The organism is Eubacterium coprostanoligenes (assembly GCF_900167205.1).
In the GTDB taxonomy this organism is placed as follows: Bacteria; Bacillota; Clostridia; order Oscillospirales; family Acutalibacteraceae; genus Eubacterium_R; species Eubacterium_R coprostanoligenes.
Genome location: NZ_FUWW01000012.1, coordinates 37,331 through 52,444, shown reverse-complemented (window position 1 = coordinate 52,444; position 15,114 = coordinate 37,331). Strand labels below are relative to the sequence as shown.

General features: G+C 42.1%; 15 protein-coding genes and 1 tRNA gene. 14 read left to right on the top strand and 2 right to left on the bottom strand.

All coding sequences use genetic code 11. The annotated features are described in order from the left end of the window. The first annotated feature begins 193 nt into the window (after nucleotides 1–193). Entirely contained in the window at nucleotides 194–832 is a 639-nt protein-coding gene (locus B5D29_RS06110; protein ID WP_078768700.1) for a TM2 domain-containing protein, read from the top strand. A gap of 121 nt (nucleotides 833–953) precedes the next feature. Further along, nucleotides 954–1,030: transfer RNA gene (locus B5D29_RS06105), tRNA-Pro, on the top strand. Nucleotides 1,031–1,080: 50 nt separating this feature from the next. On the opposite strand, the gene B5D29_RS06100 is transcribed toward B5D29_RS06105, so the two are convergent. Further along, complete coding sequence (locus tag B5D29_RS06100; RefSeq protein ID WP_078768699.1) at nucleotides 1,081–2,154, bottom strand: hypothetical protein; 1,074 nt, start codon at nucleotides 2,152–2,154, stop codon at nucleotides 1,081–1,083. 37 nt (nucleotides 2,155–2,191) lie between these two features. Next, nucleotides 2,192–3,040 carry an AraC family transcriptional regulator gene (locus B5D29_RS06095; RefSeq protein WP_078768698.1) on the bottom strand — a complete coding sequence of 283 codons (849 nt, stop codon included), beginning with the start codon at nucleotides 3,038–3,040 and terminating at the stop codon, nucleotides 2,192–2,194. Between the two features lie 115 nt (nucleotides 3,041–3,155). Here B5D29_RS06095 and B5D29_RS06090 point away from each other — a divergent pair, with 115 nt between their 5' ends. From B5D29_RS06090 to B5D29_RS06035, 12 genes are all read left to right on the top strand, one after another. Further along, entirely contained in the window at nucleotides 3,156–3,866 is a 711-nt protein-coding gene (locus B5D29_RS06090; protein ID WP_078768697.1) for a class II aldolase/adducin family protein, read from the top strand. A 2-nt stretch (nucleotides 3,867–3,868) separates the two neighbouring features. Further along, nucleotides 3,869–4,309, top strand: coding sequence for an RbsD/FucU family protein (locus B5D29_RS06085; protein WP_078768696.1), 441 nt, complete (start codon nucleotides 3,869–3,871; stop codon nucleotides 4,307–4,309). Then, nucleotides 4,306–5,715: a rhamnulokinase gene (locus tag B5D29_RS06080; RefSeq protein ID WP_078768695.1), complete on the top strand. Its 1,410-nt coding sequence runs from the start codon at nucleotides 4,306–4,308 to the stop codon at nucleotides 5,713–5,715. The genes B5D29_RS06085 and B5D29_RS06080 overlap by 4 nt, the downstream gene beginning before the upstream one ends. Nucleotides 5,716–5,737: 22 nt before the next feature. Then, entirely contained in the window at nucleotides 5,738–7,522 is a 1,785-nt protein-coding gene (locus B5D29_RS06075; protein WP_078768694.1) for an L-fucose isomerase, read from the top strand. 118 nt (nucleotides 7,523–7,640) lie between these two features. Then, a complete protein-coding gene (locus B5D29_RS06070; RefSeq protein ID WP_078768693.1) occupies nucleotides 7,641–8,792 on the top strand; it encodes a class I SAM-dependent methyltransferase in 1,152 nt (383 codons plus the stop codon). Nucleotides 8,793–8,958: 166 nt separating this feature from the next. Continuing rightward, complete coding sequence (locus tag B5D29_RS06065) at nucleotides 8,959–9,648, top strand: prepilin peptidase (protein ID WP_078768692.1); 690 nt, start codon at nucleotides 8,959–8,961, stop codon at nucleotides 9,646–9,648. A gap of 42 nt (nucleotides 9,649–9,690) precedes the next feature. Further along, nucleotides 9,691–9,909: a Flp family type IVb pilin gene (locus B5D29_RS08795; protein WP_078768691.1), complete on the top strand. Its 219-nt coding sequence runs from the start codon at nucleotides 9,691–9,693 to the stop codon at nucleotides 9,907–9,909. A gap of 127 nt (nucleotides 9,910–10,036) precedes the next feature. Continuing rightward, the gene (locus tag B5D29_RS06055; RefSeq protein ID WP_078768690.1) at nucleotides 10,037–10,702 is read left to right on the top strand and encodes a TadE/TadG family type IV pilus assembly protein; all 666 of its coding nucleotides are present in this window, start codon (nucleotides 10,037–10,039) and stop codon (nucleotides 10,700–10,702) included. 115 nt (nucleotides 10,703–10,817) lie between these two features. Then, the gene (gene cpaB / locus B5D29_RS06050; RefSeq protein WP_078768689.1) at nucleotides 10,818–11,528 is read left to right on the top strand and encodes a Flp pilus assembly protein CpaB; all 711 of its coding nucleotides are present in this window, start codon (nucleotides 10,818–10,820) and stop codon (nucleotides 11,526–11,528) included. A gap of 37 nt (nucleotides 11,529–11,565) precedes the next feature. Then, nucleotides 11,566–12,771 (top strand): AAA family ATPase, encoded by a 1,206-nt coding sequence (locus tag B5D29_RS06045; protein ID WP_159443415.1) that lies wholly within the window; start codon nucleotides 11,566–11,568, stop codon nucleotides 12,769–12,771. Nucleotides 12,772–12,801: 30 nt separating this feature from the next. Beyond that, nucleotides 12,802–14,157: a TadA family conjugal transfer-associated ATPase gene (locus B5D29_RS06040; RefSeq protein WP_078768687.1), complete on the top strand. Its 1,356-nt coding sequence runs from the start codon at nucleotides 12,802–12,804 to the stop codon at nucleotides 14,155–14,157. Then, nucleotides 14,138–15,109, top strand: coding sequence for a type II secretion system F family protein (locus B5D29_RS06035; RefSeq protein ID WP_078768686.1), 972 nt, complete (start codon nucleotides 14,138–14,140; stop codon nucleotides 15,107–15,109). Before B5D29_RS06040 ends, B5D29_RS06035 begins: the two co-directional genes overlap by 20 nt. Nucleotides 15,110–15,114 lie beyond the last annotated feature (5 nt).

The following is a 15,114-nucleotide window of genomic DNA, read 5'->3' as shown; positions in this document are numbered from 1 at the left end:
ACAATTCAATATTTATTAATTACATTATTATAAACTTTGTATAAATTTTCGGTAGATTTTGAAGAATTCGATTTGATTTTGTTCGTGTTTACAAAAAATATAATATTTGTTAATTAAATAAATTTGACTTTGTCGATAATTTGTCATAATATATACCCATAGACAATAAAGATATTTGAAGGGAGATATAACTATGAAATGTCCTAATTGTGGCAGAGATTTGCTCGAGGGTGAAATTTGCACCTGCACAACCGTTGAACAAGATGCTCAAACAACAGCACAGGCACAGCCTGAAAACGAGGTTCAGCCGGAGGTCGAGGCTCCTATTGAAACAGCAGAGCAACCACAGCCGGAAAATACATATTATCAGCCACCAACCCAGCCTGAAATGAACTATGGCGAATATCAAAATTCATTTGACGGCAATCAGCAGTATGCACAGCCGTTCGGTGCGCCACAGCAGAATTATTACGACCCGACTCAGCAAGCGCCTTATTACAATCCTGTTATGTCAGCGCCTGCTCCGATGACCGATTATCCTGAAGGTTACAAGCCAAAGAAGAAGTATGTTGCAGTCATTTTGGGTGCAACACTCGGTGCGTTTGGCATCCACAATTTTTATCTTGGAAACAACGGCAAAGCAACAGCACAGCTTCTTGTTGCACTCATCGGCTCACTTTTCTTTGGGCTCGGTTTGGTTGCGGCAGAGGTTTGGGCACTTGTTGAAACCGTGCAAATCCTCACCGACAAAATCGAGGCAGACAGCAATAATTATAAGATTATGACCTTCGCCGAGGAACTTGCAAAGGCTCAAAGCAACGAACAAAAGTAATAAAAAAAGCAAAAATTCAGCTCTCGACTGCGTTTTCAATCGGGAGCTGAACTAATTATTTTGAAAAAACTATTGTATTTTTTGATGATTGTGCTATAATACACAAGTAACAAATCAATATCGAGGTGTGGCTCAGTTTGGTAGAGCACCACGTTCGGGACGTGGGGGTCGCAAGTTCGAATCTTGTCACCTCGACCAAAAGACCTTAGAAAGCAAATGCTTCCTAAGGTCTTATTTTTTTAACCGTATCAATAAAACACAAGGTTTGTGTCGTTTTCGGTGATGTTGAGGACTGTGCCGTTGTTTGAAAGGTGAAGTCTGCCGAAGATGTAGTCATTGAAATCCTGCGATGAAAAGCTGTAAAACTCGGTGTAGTCCTCGTCAATCGGAATTGAAGCGGTGAGGGTGCAGGTGTAGTATCTGTCGTTGTATTCCGAATTCTTTGCAGTCAAGCCGTATTTGCTTGCAAATTGCTCTGCACCTTTTTTGCTGTTAAACACAAAGTATATTTTACCGTCAATAAACCACGATTTTTTGCCATTTTTATCTTCGGTGTATTTGATTGCGTGCTGACCCTCAATGAACTCAACGCTCAAAACCCTGTGGTCGTTTGCCATTTCTGCCAAATCATTGTTGACCTGCGGGGTGTCGATTTTTTCAAAAAGTATAAGTTCATCTTCAGCTTTTGAGCCGTTATCATCGGTGCACGAATATCTGCAATAACCGTCTTTGCCGTAAAATGTGTTGCCGACAAGATTGAACTTTTTGCCGTCATATTGGTATTCTGCAATTTTCGGAAAATCGCTGTCATACTTCTTTTGTGAAGTGATGTATATGTCGTTTGCGCCGTATTTTGCATTGCCGTCAAGCTTGTTGAAAGAGATTGTGTAGTACTCGCACTCGGCGTTTACACCGATTGTTTTGCCGTCTTCCAAAATATATTTAACGGTTAAATTCTTGCCGGAATTCGACTTGATGTAATAATCAAAAGAATCTTCACCGTATCCGATATACTTTTTGTATACAATATTGCCGTTCTTGTCGTAATAACCGATTGTTCCTGTGGCTGATTCGTCATCTTTTTTCTCAACTTTTTTCAGCCCCTCAACCTCCATATAGTGATTCAAATCAACGGTTGATGCGTCGTTCATAACCTCATTGGGCGTCATAAGTCCCTCGGTGTCGGTGTTGAAACCCGTGGTGGCTTTGGCGGTTGTTGGTGCTTCGGTGGTCGGCTTGTCGTTTTCGGTCGGTTTTGAGCAGGCTGAAAAGACAGCGAAAATCATTGCCGTTGCCATAAGTACACATAATAATTTTTTCATAAAAACATCTCCTTTTTTAGGCGAAAACAGTTCGCGCCTACATTATTTTGTTTCGGTATTGTGACGGTGTCATATTTTTTCTGCGTTTGAACATTCGGTTAAAGTAGCTCAAATCGTTGAAACCGCACGACAAAGCAATTTCCGTTATCGACAAATCGGGCAGTCGCAACTGCTCCGCCGCACATTCAATGCGGTAATAGTTGAGGTAATCAATCGGCGATTTGCCCGTAAGTTCCTTGAATGCTCGGCAAAAATATTGCGAATTGAGGTGAGCCTCTCTTGCCAAATCGTCAAGGGTGAGCGGCTTTGAATAGTCGTTCCTGATTTTTGTCAGCACTCGTTTTATCTGCTTGTTTTTGCGGTAAACCGTGTCAAAATCATCTGTGCTGTGCGGTGCTTTTTGCTCAAGCAATTCACCAATAAACTGCCACAGCAAACCTGTTGTGGTAAAGGTGTAGTTTGACCCCTCTTTTTCCATATTCACAAACAGTTCGTCAATGATTTGACCGCACTTTGAACTGCCGTCAAATATCATTTCCGCAACATCGCCGTTGTCAAGCGCCGAGGTGTATTTTTCAAGGCATTGCGGAGATTGAGCCAAAAATCGTTCAATGTCAAAAACAACACATTCATATATGCAACTCTCCGGCACTCCGCCGTGAATGAACTCTCCGGGGATGAATGCGCTCTGTCCTTTTTGCAAGGTGTATGCCGTGCCGTTGATTGTCAGCTGAAGTTTGCCGTCAAGCACAAGGATAAGCTCGCATTCCATATGCCAGTGAAACGGCATTTCGTATTGTGGATGATTGGCGTCAACATAATATAATTGTATAGGAAATCCAAAAGTGCCACGCACCTGATTTTCCTGATAGCCTATGTATCGCATAATTTCACCTAAAATGTCAATATTGTCCTACTACTTATCATTATACACCTTGTTATCGGTAAAAATCAACAGTATAATATAAATATAGTATTATAAACCGAAAGGAAGTTTAATTATGGATATCGAAACAATCAAAGAGCAAATCTGTGATGTGTGCCATAAGATGTGGCAACTCGGTTGGGTTGCTGCCAATGACGGCAATGTAAGTGCATTGCTTGAGGACGGCACAATCCTTGCAACACCGACAGGTATGAGCAAGTCGTTCATCACTCCTGACAAGCTCATCAGAATTGACAGAGAGGGTAATGTTCTTGAAGCAGCAGAGGGTCTTCGTCCGTCAAGCGAAATCAAAATGCACCTTCGTTGCTACGACAAAAGACCTGATGTAACAAGCGTAATCCACGCACACCCACCGGGAGCAACAGGTTTTGCTGTGGCTCACAAGGCAATGGATATGTACAATATGATTGAGGATGTAGCTGCAATCGGCGCAGTTCCTCTCACACCGTACGGCACTCCGTCAACAACGGAAGTTCCCGATGCAATCGAGCCTTATCTTGAGGAGCACGATGTTATGCTTCTTGAAAACCACGGCGCTCTTGCAGTTGGCAGTGATGTAATCACAGCTTTTTACAGAATGGAAAGCCTTGAACTTTGGGCAAAAATCACAATCAATGCCGTTATCCTCGGCGGAAGCCACGACATTGACCACGAAAACATCCAAAAGCTCATTGACCTCAGAAGTTATTACAGAATCACAGGTCGTCATCCGGGATATAAGGTATTCAATCCTGAGGACGAAATGCTCCACAAAAAGGAGGACTGATTATGCTCAAAGGTATCAATCCTATCGTTTCACCCGAACTCCTCAAGGCTCTTTGCGAGATGGGGCACGGTGACGAACTTGTAATTGCAGACGGCAATTTCCCTTGCGAAAGCGTTGGCAAAAACGCAATCGTTGTTCGTGCGGACGGACATTCAACAACCGATGTTTTGGACGCTGTTTTGTCACTCATTCCGCTTGATACATACACCGAAAAGCCTGTTGCACTTATGGAAGTTGTTAAGGGTGACAATACCCCTACACCTGCAATTTGGGCAGAGTACGACAAGGTTTTAAACAAATACGAGCCTGACCATCACGATATTGAAATGACAGAGCGTTTTGCTTTTTATGAAAGAGCAAAGAACGCTTATCTCATCATCGCAACAGGCGAAACCGCAATTTATGCAAATGTTTTGCTCAAAAAAGGAGTAGTAACAGTATGAGCCGAGTATTAGCATTCGACTTTGGTGCATCAACAGGCAGGGCAATCCTTGCCGAATACAAAAACGGCAAAATCGAGTACAACGAGGTTCACCGTTTTGACAATGTTCTCACCGAAAAAGACGGGCATCTCCGCTGGGATTTTCCGTATCTTTTGGGTGAAGTAAAAAAGGCGATAGAGCTTGCCGACAATGCGGACTCTCTTGCTTTTGACACTTGGGGCGTTGATTACGGACTTGTAAACGCTGACGGCGCAATTGCCGACTTGCCGATTTGCTACCGTGACGGCAGAACAAAGGACGCACCGCAAAAAATATTTGAGAGCATTTCTCAAACAGATTTGTACAAAAAAACAGGCAATCAGATTATGCCGATTAACACCCTCTTTCAGCTTTTGACAGAGGAAAACGACAGCGCCGATATGTTCCTGTTTATGCCCGACCTCTTTGCTTATGCACTTTGCGGAGCAAAAACAGCGGAGCAAACAATCGCTTCAACATCTCAAATGCTTGATTTGAAAAATGTCAAGTGGCAAAAGGATGTTTTTGCACTCACCGGCAAGAGCGAAAATATGCTTCCGCCGATCGTTGAAAGTGCAACCGTTGCAGGCGAGTACAATGGTATAAAGGTAATCAAGGTTGCGGGCCACGACACACAATGCGCTGTTTGTGCAATGCCGAGCGTTGACGGCGAAGAGCCGGCGTTCCTCTCTTGCGGAACTTGGTCGCTTATCGGTTGTGAATGTGACGAGCCGATTCTCACTCAAAAGAGTATGGAGGACGAGCTTTCAAACGAACTCGGTGCAAACGGCAAAATCAATTACCTAAAGAATATCAGCGGTTTGTGGTTGATTCAGGAAATCAGACGCAATTTCAGAGAAGAGGGCAAGGACTATTCCTATAATGATATGGAACAGCTTGCAAGGAATGAAAAGCCGTTTGGATTCTTTATTGACCCGGATGAGGACATTTTTGCTTCTCCAAAGGATATGCCTAAAAAAATCCGTGATTATTGCAAAAAGACGGGTCAGGGCGAACCTCAATCGGACGGTGCGTTGGTTAGATGTATCTACGAGAGCCTTGCAATGAAGTATCGTTTTGCAATCAAACAGATTGAAGAAAACACGGGCAAACGCTTTGATGTGCTTCATCTCCTCGGCGGTGGCACAAAGGATAGCTTCCTTTGTCAAATGACAGCCGACAGCCTCAATTTGCCTGTTGTTGCAGGTCCGACAGAGGCGACCGCTCTCGGCAACATCATTCTTCAGCTCATTGCACTCGGCGATATTGAAGATGTCAATGCCGGCAGAGTAATTATCAAGTCACAAGAAAATCTAAAAGAGTACAAGCCAATCAATCCTCAAAGTTTTGAGGAGGCTTACGAAAAATTTTTAAACGCTATAAAATAAATTTGTAAAGGAGTAAATTTTTATGAATTATCCTAAAATCGGTATCCGTCCTGTAATCGACGGCAGATGGGGCGGAGTGCGTGAAAGCCTTGAAGAGCAAACAATGGGTATGGCAACTTCTGCCGCAAAGCTCATTGAAGAAACTCTTTGCTATCCTGACGGCACACCTGTTCAGTGCGTTGTTTCAAACACAACTATCGGCGGTGGCGCAGAAGCTGCTGCTTGCGAGGAACAGTTTTCAACAGAAAATGTTGTTGCAACTCTTTCCGTAACTCCTTGCTGGTGCTACGGTATGGAAACATATGACAACAATCCAAAAACAATCAAGGCTGTTTGGGGCTTTAACGGCACAGAAAGACCGGGTGCGGTTTATCTTGCCGCTGTTATGGCTGCTTATGCACAAAAGGGTATGCCTGCATTCTCAATCTATGGCCACGATGTTCAGGATATGGACGACAAGTCAATTCCTGCCGATGTTGCGGAAAAGATTTTGCGTTTTGCAAAATGTGCCGTATCTGTTGGCTGGATGAAAAACAAGTCATATGTAAACCTCGGCGGTATCGCAATGGGTATCGCAGGCTCATATTGTGATGCTGATTTTTTCCAGAAGTATCTCGGCATCCGTCCCGAGTGGGTTGATATGACAGAAATCGTGCGCAGAATAACTCTTGAAATCTACGACCACGATGAATACGACAAGGCTATCGCTTGGGTAAAGGCTAACTGCAAGGAAGGCTTTGATGTAAACGCAGGCAAGGACTTCCCTGAAATTATCAAGAAGTCAAAGGTTGTTTCTCCTGACAAGGATTGGGAGTTCATCACAAAGATGACACTTATCGTTCGTGACATTCTTTTCGGCAACAAGAAGCTTGACGAAATGGGCTGGCACGAGGAAGCACTCGGCAAAAACGCTGTTGCAGGTGGTTTCCAAGGACAGAGAAACTGGACAGACTGGCTTCCGAACGCAGACTTCACAGAGGCTATTATGGCTTCAACATTCGACTGGAACGGCAAGAAGATGCCTACTCCTTTCGCAACAGAAAACGACACACTCAACGGTGCTTCAATGATTCTCGGCACTCTTGTTTCAGACACAGCACCTTGCTTCCACGATGTTCGTACATATTGGAGTCCTGACGCTTGCGAGCGTGTAACAGGTATGCGTCCTGATGGTGTTGCAAAAGACGGCTTCATTCACCTCATCAACTCGGGTGCAACTGCTCTTGACGGTTGCGGTGCTTCAAAGAACGAAAACGGCGAAGGCTGCATGAAACCGTTCTGGAAGATGACAGAAGCCGACATCAAGGCTTGCATTGATGCAACAGATTGGTGCAGAGCAAACTATGAATATTTCCGTGGCGGCGGATTCTCATCACACTTCCGTTGCAAGGCAGAAATGCCTGTAACAATGCTCCGTATCAATATTGTTGACGGTATCGGTCCTGTTCTTCAACTTGCAGAAGGCTACACTGTTGACCTCCCTGACCAAATCCACAACACTATCGACCAGCGTACAGACAAGACTTGGCCTACAACTTGGTTTGCTCCGACCCTCACAGGCAAGGGCGCATTCAAGGATGTTTACAGCGTTATGGCAAATTGGGGCGCTAACCACGGCGTAACAATCTACGGTCATGTCGGCGACAAGCTCATCACTCTTGCTTCAATGCTTCGCATTCCTGTAAATATGCACAATGTTTCGGACGACAGAATTTTCCGTCCGCAGTGTTGGGCAGCATTCGGCACAGATGATGTTCAGTCAGCAGATTACGAGGCTTGCAAAACATACGGTGCTCTATATAAATAATTATAAATCTATCAATATGCCTCCTCTAATTATAGGGGAGGCTTTTGTTATGCCCACTTGACAGGGGTATAATCTTATTGGTAATATATACATATATTAATATATGTGAGGTTATGTTATGCAAACTTACGAGCAAGTAGACAATTATATGCAGGCGCTTGACCTGAAGTATTACAAGAACACAAACGACTTTTTGGCAAATCTTATGATGAAAACCGACAAGGGCTATGTCAAGGAACTTGCCGACACTCTCAATTCGAGAGCAAAGGGGCAAAATTCGAATAACGAATATTTTTATAAATTGAAAAACAGAACGCTTGACGGCTCACTCTGTATTTCTGCCGCATTTGACAGCGGACTTTTCAGGCATCTCGGCAATATGATTATTGACAGTGCGGAGTATTTCCACGGCACAGTGCTTGATGTAGGTTGCGATTGCGGTCTTGTAACTTGCTTCATCGCACAGCAGTATCCGGAGTGCCGAGTTGTCGGTGTGGACAAAAACGAACTTGCCGTCAACAATGCCAAGGCTCTTGCCGAAAGACTCGGTCTTTCAAATGTGGAATTTGTCACAGCGGATATATACGATTTTGTGCTTGACGAAAAGGCAAGCGTTGCCACTTCGTTCAGAGGACTTCTTGACATTGCACAAAAGCAGACAAGCGGAGTCAGCGTTATCGGCGAAAGAAGCGAAAGAGAAAATGCTTATCAGCAGGCTTTTTCTCCTCTTGCAACGGCAATTGCAAACAATTTGACCGATGACGGCGCAGTTATCAGCGTTGAAAGATACACTGCCCTTTATGGCTGGCTCGGTTGGATGCAGGCTCTCGCCGAAGTAGGCGTTTCTCCTGTTATGGATAAATGTGCACGAATGGTGGCGCAGGATATATCAACAAAAAAAGACTATTCTGTTACTTTTGCACAAAAATCAAGCAAGTCCACTCCACTTGAAGCGTATAATTATGTGATGGAACAAAATTTCAAGAGCGGAGCAGGTGTAACAGGAGCCGATGCAGAATTTTCTTTGTATTTTGATTCAACCGAAATTGAGTTCACAGATGTGAAAAAAGGCGAAAAGCTCATACATCAGTTTGCAAAAGCGGAATCCAAGGGTGGCAAATTTATGTTCTATGAGGCAGATCTTGATGACCGAAAATTGAAGTATTGCAACGAAAAAAAGAGCCAAAAAGCCCAAGAAGATTTTGACAGGAAACTTGCAATGTACAATAATTCCGAGTTTGAAATCAAAAAATATACAATAAATTCTTAACTAAAAATTAACGAAAGTTTGTTTTCTTTGTGCAATTTGCACAAAATCACTTTTTCAAATAGGAAAACCTTACAAAAATTAAGAATCTGTGAATTTTTCATTGAATTTTTGTTTAAAAAGTAGTAATCTTGTATTAAGGAACAGCAAATGTTCCACAGGAGATTAAATGTTTACAGATTCAATTTTGATTAAGATTTTAATCGGAGCGGGCTGGGGCTTAATCATCGGAGTTGTCACAATCTTCCTTTCAAAGAAGTTGACACTCAAACGAACAGAAGACCCCGTCAAGGCTGCACCGATTGACACACCGCTTTTCAAGGTGATGTCGATAGTTGTCGCAGTAGTTGCCTCCGTGGCAGTTATGCTGACCTCAACGGATACGGCACTCGCAATAAGAAACGAGTTGCTCCTCATTCCAATCGCATCAATAGCAGTTGTGGATTCGTTGGTTAGGAAAATTCCAAATCCTCTGCTTCTGCTTATGATAATAATTCAGGCAGTTTATCTTACATACTATTGCGTAGCAGAAAAGGATGTAACGATATTGCTCACCGCAGGGTTCGGTTTCTTCATAGGATTTGCTTCCTGTGCATTTACCACTCTGCTCAAAGTGCCGGTTGGTGCCGGTGACACAAAATACTGCGCCGTGCTTGGCTTGTGTATTTATTTCACCGCATTTCTCCAATCAATGGTGCTTGTGGGATTGCTCGCCATTGTTTGCCTCATCTATCTCAAGGCAACCAAAAAGGGCGGAATCAAAACAATGATTCCTCTCGGCCCGCTAATCTCTTTAGGCTCGGTAATTTCTATTTGCTTCCCATTTATCGAAAATATGGTTGGGCAGATTGAGATTTAATAATCAAATCATAAATAAATTAATATAAAGGAGTAAATTATTATGATGAAGTTTATTAAAGACGAAAACGGTCAGGGCATGCTTGAGTATGTTCTTATCATTGCTCTTGTAGCACTTGTACTTATCGGCGTTCTTATTCTCATCAATAAGAAGACTGGCAAGATCAAGAGTGATGCTGAAAATCAAATTAATCAGCTTGATCAAACTGGTGCTGCTGGTGGTGCTGGTGGTGCTGGTGGTGCTGGTGCAGCTGGTGCATAAGTTTCTTGCAATGTGCTGAATTTTCGTAAAAATTCAAAATGATTTTGGGGCAGGGTCACCTGCCCCACTATTCATAATTAGGCTTTATGTTAAATTATTGTAAATAAGTATTAAGAGGTGAAATCTCTTGAAAAAATTATATTATCGACTTTATCAAAGGGGAAAAGCCGAAGACGGTCAATCAATGCTTGAATTTGTGCTTGTATTGCCCGTGTTTATGCTTTTGTTGGCTTTGGTACTTGATTTTGGATGGCTTTTTTATACCCAACTCGGAGTAGAAAATTCAGCAAGAAATGCAGCTCGTATTGCCTGTGTTGAATATACTCGTGTTGCGTATGATCAATCAGCCAAACGACCGGATGTTGAGTATTCTCCAACAGGCGTAGCCACATCTTTCAGCAAAACATATGATCTTTCTCAATATGATAATTATTTAACTGACGAAAATGTTTCGGTTGAAGATGAAAATTGCCCTTTGACAGACCAAGAAAAAAGAATATTGTATCAGGTCAAGTCATCCGTACCGTCAAATTTTACGGATGTCAAGGTTACTATTGCTTATTCGTACGACAAAGAGTACCTTACCGACCCGTCCGTTGCAGAATATAAGGTGTCAAATCGCTCAAACGGAGATGTTTCCGTTCTTGTTACCGGCACTCACCACGCAATAAGTCCGCTTGTAAATTGGGATGCAGAACCCGGACAAAGCCGTATGACTCGTACGCTTAGGTGCAAGTCGGTTTACAAAGTGGAAGCCAACAGTATCGTTGAACAGCCTACTGTCGGACATTAAGATTTCTACACTTAATATTTATATATAATAATTTTGAGAGCATATATAATTATAATGCTCTCTGAATAATAATTAAAAAGTTTTGTCAACACAAAACTTACATAAGGAGAACAAAATGAAAAAAGTTTATTTGATCGCAGTAGTTTTTGCATTAATCGCAGGTTTCGCAACATATTTCTTTGCAAGCGAAATCGACAAAAAGACGACCATCAAGGATGCCGACACAGTTGAAGTTATCGTTCCTGTAAACGATATGTCACAGAACTCAAGCATCACAGAGGAAATGTTTGCAGAAGATGCAGGCGTATTCACAAAAAAGACTGTTGTTGCCGCAGATGTTAATACCGAAACTGTTGTAACCGAACAAGATCAACTTATCGGAAAGGTAACAATTGACCCGCTTTATGCAGGTGAGCCGATTAATATAAAGAGAATTGAAGACCTTGACGGTGCAGATGTTGCTCTTTCACTTAAACTTCCAAAGGGCAAGGTTGCTTATTCGTTTAATGCGGGAAGCGTAACAAGTGTTGACGGCTACATCAATGAGGGTGACAAGGTTGATGTTTTGGTGTATGACGGCAACAAGAAAAAATCCAAGGTTGCATACAAAAATCTTCCGATTTTGAGAGTTTCAACAGCTACTGCCAGCAAGAACGCTTCTGCTTCGGGAACAGCACTCACCGAGTACAACACACTTACTGTTGTTGTTACCGAAAAGCAGGCACTCGCACTTTATAAAATCGAAAATGAGAATTCCTTTAAGCTTGTTTTGAAGCACAGAAATAATGCTCCTGTGCCGACAACCAAGCCTGCGGATGCTCAATAATGATTTTTGCAGAATAAAAAATATTAGGAGAAAACATATGGCTGATTTGATAAATATTGTCGTTTGTGCTGAACAAACGGAAATTAAGGTAAACATCAAAAACAAAATTGATCCCGAAAAACTTGAAATCATCGGTTACAGCGAATTTAATAATGAAGCAAAAACAAGAATTTTGGGATATTCACCTGATGTTGTAATTTTTGCAACCGAAAGTGAAAATATTGATGAAAAGTTCTTTGACTTTATTGAGGATATGGAGCTTGCATCAAACGGATGCTCCCCGGTTATTATGACCGATGAAGTGACTGTTGACCTCGTTAATGCTGCAGCTCGTTACGGTGTTCGCCAGGTTATGAGCCTTGACATTTTAACCGAAGAACTTACAAAAAATCTTGAAGGCGTCATCAACAGCGAAAGAAAACTCAGCAAAAAAATCAATGTTGAACGCAAGACAAGATCTCATGTTTATTCTTTCTTCAGCGGTAAGGGCGGTGTTGGCAAAACAACAATTTCCACCAACCTTGCAGTAAATCTTGCAAGCCGTGGCAAAAAGACACTTCTTGTTGACCTCGACCTTCAGTTTGGCGACTCGGATATGGCGCTCGACCTTAATCCAACCGAAACCATAGTTGATGTTGTAAGAGATACGCTCGGTATTTCTATTGACAATCTTACAAACTGCACCGTTACTCACGCTTCGGGTCTTTCGGTGCTTGCTTCTCCTTCATCACCGGAGCTTGCAGAATATGTGCAGTCAGGTCATGTAAAAGCTATTATTGATGTAGCCAGAAATTATTATGAATACATTATTCTTGATTGCGGCTGTAACCTTACCGACCCGGTTATTACGGCACTTGAATCAAGTGATACAATCTTTATGGTAAACGATGTCAACATTTTGTCGCTTAAGCGTGCAAAACTTTGCCAAAATGTTTTGTATCAAATCAATCAAAGCGACAAGGTTAAGCTTATTATCAATAAAAACACAAAGAAAAACAATGTTAAAATCAGCGATTACGAAAATATTTTGAATATGGACGCTTATGCAATATTCTCAAGCGACCTTAAAACAATTAACGATTCTCTTAACAGTGGTCAACCGGCTGTTTCGTACAAGCCGAGAGCCGCATTTTCAAAGGAACTCAATGCTTTTACCGAAAAGGTAATTCTTGAAAGAGAGGGCAAAGAGGGACTTGCAAAGGCAAAAGGCAAGGAAAAGAAAAAAGGACTTTTTGCTAAATAATTTTTAAGTTTGATGAAAGAAGATAAATAAATGGGATTACTTGACAGATACAGTTCAACATCTACAAACGAGGAGGGAGCAACACAGTCGGCGTTTGCAAATCACGAATCCTCGGACAAAATCAGACCGGTTCTTGAGGACAGATATTCAGATGTTAAGGCACGAATTCACTCAATGATTATTGAGCAACAGCTTGGTAGCGATAATGCCGATGTTTCCGATGAGGGAATGAGAAAGCTCATTGACGAATATGTTGAACGACCGGATTTCAGTATTCCGAGAGTTGACAGAGAATTGGTCAAAAAGGAACTCTTTGACGACATTATGGGCTTCGGTCCGATTCAACCGCTTATTGACAACGACAAATATTCCGAAATTATGGTAAACGGCTACGACCATGTTTATGTTGAATCAAAAGGTAAGCTTGTTCTTACCGACATTCAGTTTAAAGACAACGACCATCTTATGCAGATTGTTGACAGAATCGTATCAAAGGTTGGCAGACATGTTGATGAATCAAGCCCTATGTGTGACGCCCGTTTGCTTGACGGTTCCCGTGTAAATGTAATTATCCCGCCCCTTTCACTTATCGGTCCTATTCTTACAATTCGTAAGTTCGGCAAAACTCCGATTACAGCCGATAACCTTGTAAAATGGGGCTCTATATCACCAAAAATGCTTGAATTTTTGGAGGCTGCCGTAAAAGGTAAGCTCAATATTATCGTATCCGGCGGTACAGGTTCGGGTAAAACAACACTTCTTAATGTACTTTCGTCATACATTCCTTCGGACGAAAGAATTATTACAATCGAAGACTCTGCCGAAGTTCAGCTTCACCAGGAGCATGTTCTCACTCTTGAAGCCCGTCCGGCTAACATGGAGGGCAAGGGCCGAGTCAGTATCCGTGACTTGGTAGTTAACTCCCTTCGTATGAGACCCGACCGTATCATCGTAGGTGAGGTTCGTAGCGAAGAAACCTTGGATATGCTTCAGGCAATGAACACAGGTCACGACGGCTCACTTACAACAATCCACGCCAACTCGCCGAGAGACTCCATTTCCCGTATTGAAACAATGGTTATGATGTCCGGTTCCGAATTGCCGTCAAAGGCTATCAGAGATCAGGTTTCATCTGCTATTAATCTTATTGTTCAGCAGGCTCGTTTGCGTGACGGTTCAAGAAAAGTAACCTCTATTTCCGAACTTGTCGGTATGGAGGGCGATGTTGTCAGAATGCAGGATATATTCACTTATGAAACCGAGGGTGAATATGATTCAAACGGTAAGTTTAAGGGTGTGTTTAAGCCTACCGGTATCATTCCTAAATGTGTTGAAAAAATCAAAGAAAACGGAGTAGTGGTTAACAATGACTGGTTCAACGATTAGTGTAATCATAATTACAGTGGCATTTGCTCTGCTTGCTTTTGTTATTGCTTTTATCTTGTCATATACTTTTGGCGCCTCAAAAATCGCCACTGACAAGAGAATGGAGGAATTTAAAAAGAAGGAGGGCTACACAGAGGTTTCTCTTGTAAAAAATAAAAAGAAAACGAGAAGAAAAAAAGAAACCGAAAACGGCTTTTTTGTAAAATTTGCATCGGCACTTTACAGTCAGCTTCAAAGTGCGGATATAAAAATGCGTCCCGAGGAGTTTTTGCTCATTTGGGTAATAGTCGCGGTTTTGCCGGCACTCTTTATTCTTCTTATATCCGACAGCTTAATTACCGTTGCAATTATTGCCGCAGTTATCGGTGCAATGATTCCGTTTGCAATAGTAAAAATCAAGCAAAAGCAGAGAGTAAAAAAGTTTGATGTTCAGCTTTCGGACGCACTTATGCTTTCTTGCAGTTCACTTCGTGCCGGTCTTAGCTTTACTCAGGCTATGGAGGCTATTTCAAAGGATATGCCGGATCCAATTGCTTCGGAATTTTCGATTGTTCTTGAAGAAATGTCAATGGGTATGCCTATGGATGAGGCTCTTGAGCGACTTAACAAGAGAATCAAGAGCGACTATTTGCCACTTATGGTTTCATCTGTTCTTATTCAAAGACAAACCGGTGGTAACCTTTCATCAATTTTGGAAGGTATTGCAAATTCTATTAAGGGAAAAATGAAACTTAAGCAAGAACTTAAGGCTTCTACCGCTTCCGGTAGGTCAACTGCCATCATGGTAGGTTCTATGCCAATCATTCTTTGTCTGCTGTTTTTATTTATAAACAGAGATTTTATTATGCCGTTGTTCACAACAACTTTGGGACATGTATTTTTGGGCGTTGCAGCAGGACTTGAGGTTCTTTGCTTCGTTGCTGTAAAGAAGATTATCACCATTAAGATGTAGGAGAA

Bases quoted from the DNA above. Each gene is read 5' to 3' on its own strand.
- B5D29_RS06040 (WP_078768687.1), top strand. From the start codon at position 12,802: ATGGGATTACTTGACAGATACAGTTCAACATCTACAAACGAGGAGGGA.
- B5D29_RS06095 (WP_078768698.1), bottom strand. From the start codon at position 3,040: ATGCGATACATAGGCTATCAGGAAAATCAGGTGCGTGGCACTTTTGGA.
- B5D29_RS06065 (WP_078768692.1), top strand. From the start codon at position 8,959: ATGTTTACAGATTCAATTTTGATTAAGATTTTAATCGGAGCGGGCTGG.
- B5D29_RS06110 (WP_078768700.1), top strand. From the start codon at position 194: ATGAAATGTCCTAATTGTGGCAGAGATTTGCTCGAGGGTGAAATTTGC.
- B5D29_RS08795 (WP_078768691.1), top strand. From the start codon at position 9,691: ATGATGAAGTTTATTAAAGACGAAAACGGTCAGGGCATGCTTGAGTAT.
- B5D29_RS06080 (WP_078768695.1), top strand. From the start codon at position 4,306: ATGAGCCGAGTATTAGCATTCGACTTTGGTGCATCAACAGGCAGGGCA.
- cpaB (WP_078768689.1), top strand. From the start codon at position 10,818: ATGAAAAAAGTTTATTTGATCGCAGTAGTTTTTGCATTAATCGCAGGT.
- B5D29_RS06100 (WP_078768699.1), bottom strand. From the start codon at position 2,154: ATGAAAAAATTATTATGTGTACTTATGGCAACGGCAATGATTTTCGCT.
- B5D29_RS06035 (WP_078768686.1), top strand. From the start codon at position 14,138: ATGACTGGTTCAACGATTAGTGTAATCATAATTACAGTGGCATTTGCT.
- B5D29_RS06075 (WP_078768694.1), top strand. From the start codon at position 5,738: ATGAATTATCCTAAAATCGGTATCCGTCCTGTAATCGACGGCAGATGG.
- B5D29_RS06085 (WP_078768696.1), top strand. From the start codon at position 3,869: ATGCTCAAAGGTATCAATCCTATCGTTTCACCCGAACTCCTCAAGGCT.
- B5D29_RS06045 (WP_159443415.1), top strand. From the start codon at position 11,566: ATGGCTGATTTGATAAATATTGTCGTTTGTGCTGAACAAACGGAAATT.
- B5D29_RS06070 (WP_078768693.1), top strand. From the start codon at position 7,641: ATGCAAACTTACGAGCAAGTAGACAATTATATGCAGGCGCTTGACCTG.
- B5D29_RS06090 (WP_078768697.1), top strand. From the start codon at position 3,156: ATGGATATCGAAACAATCAAAGAGCAAATCTGTGATGTGTGCCATAAG.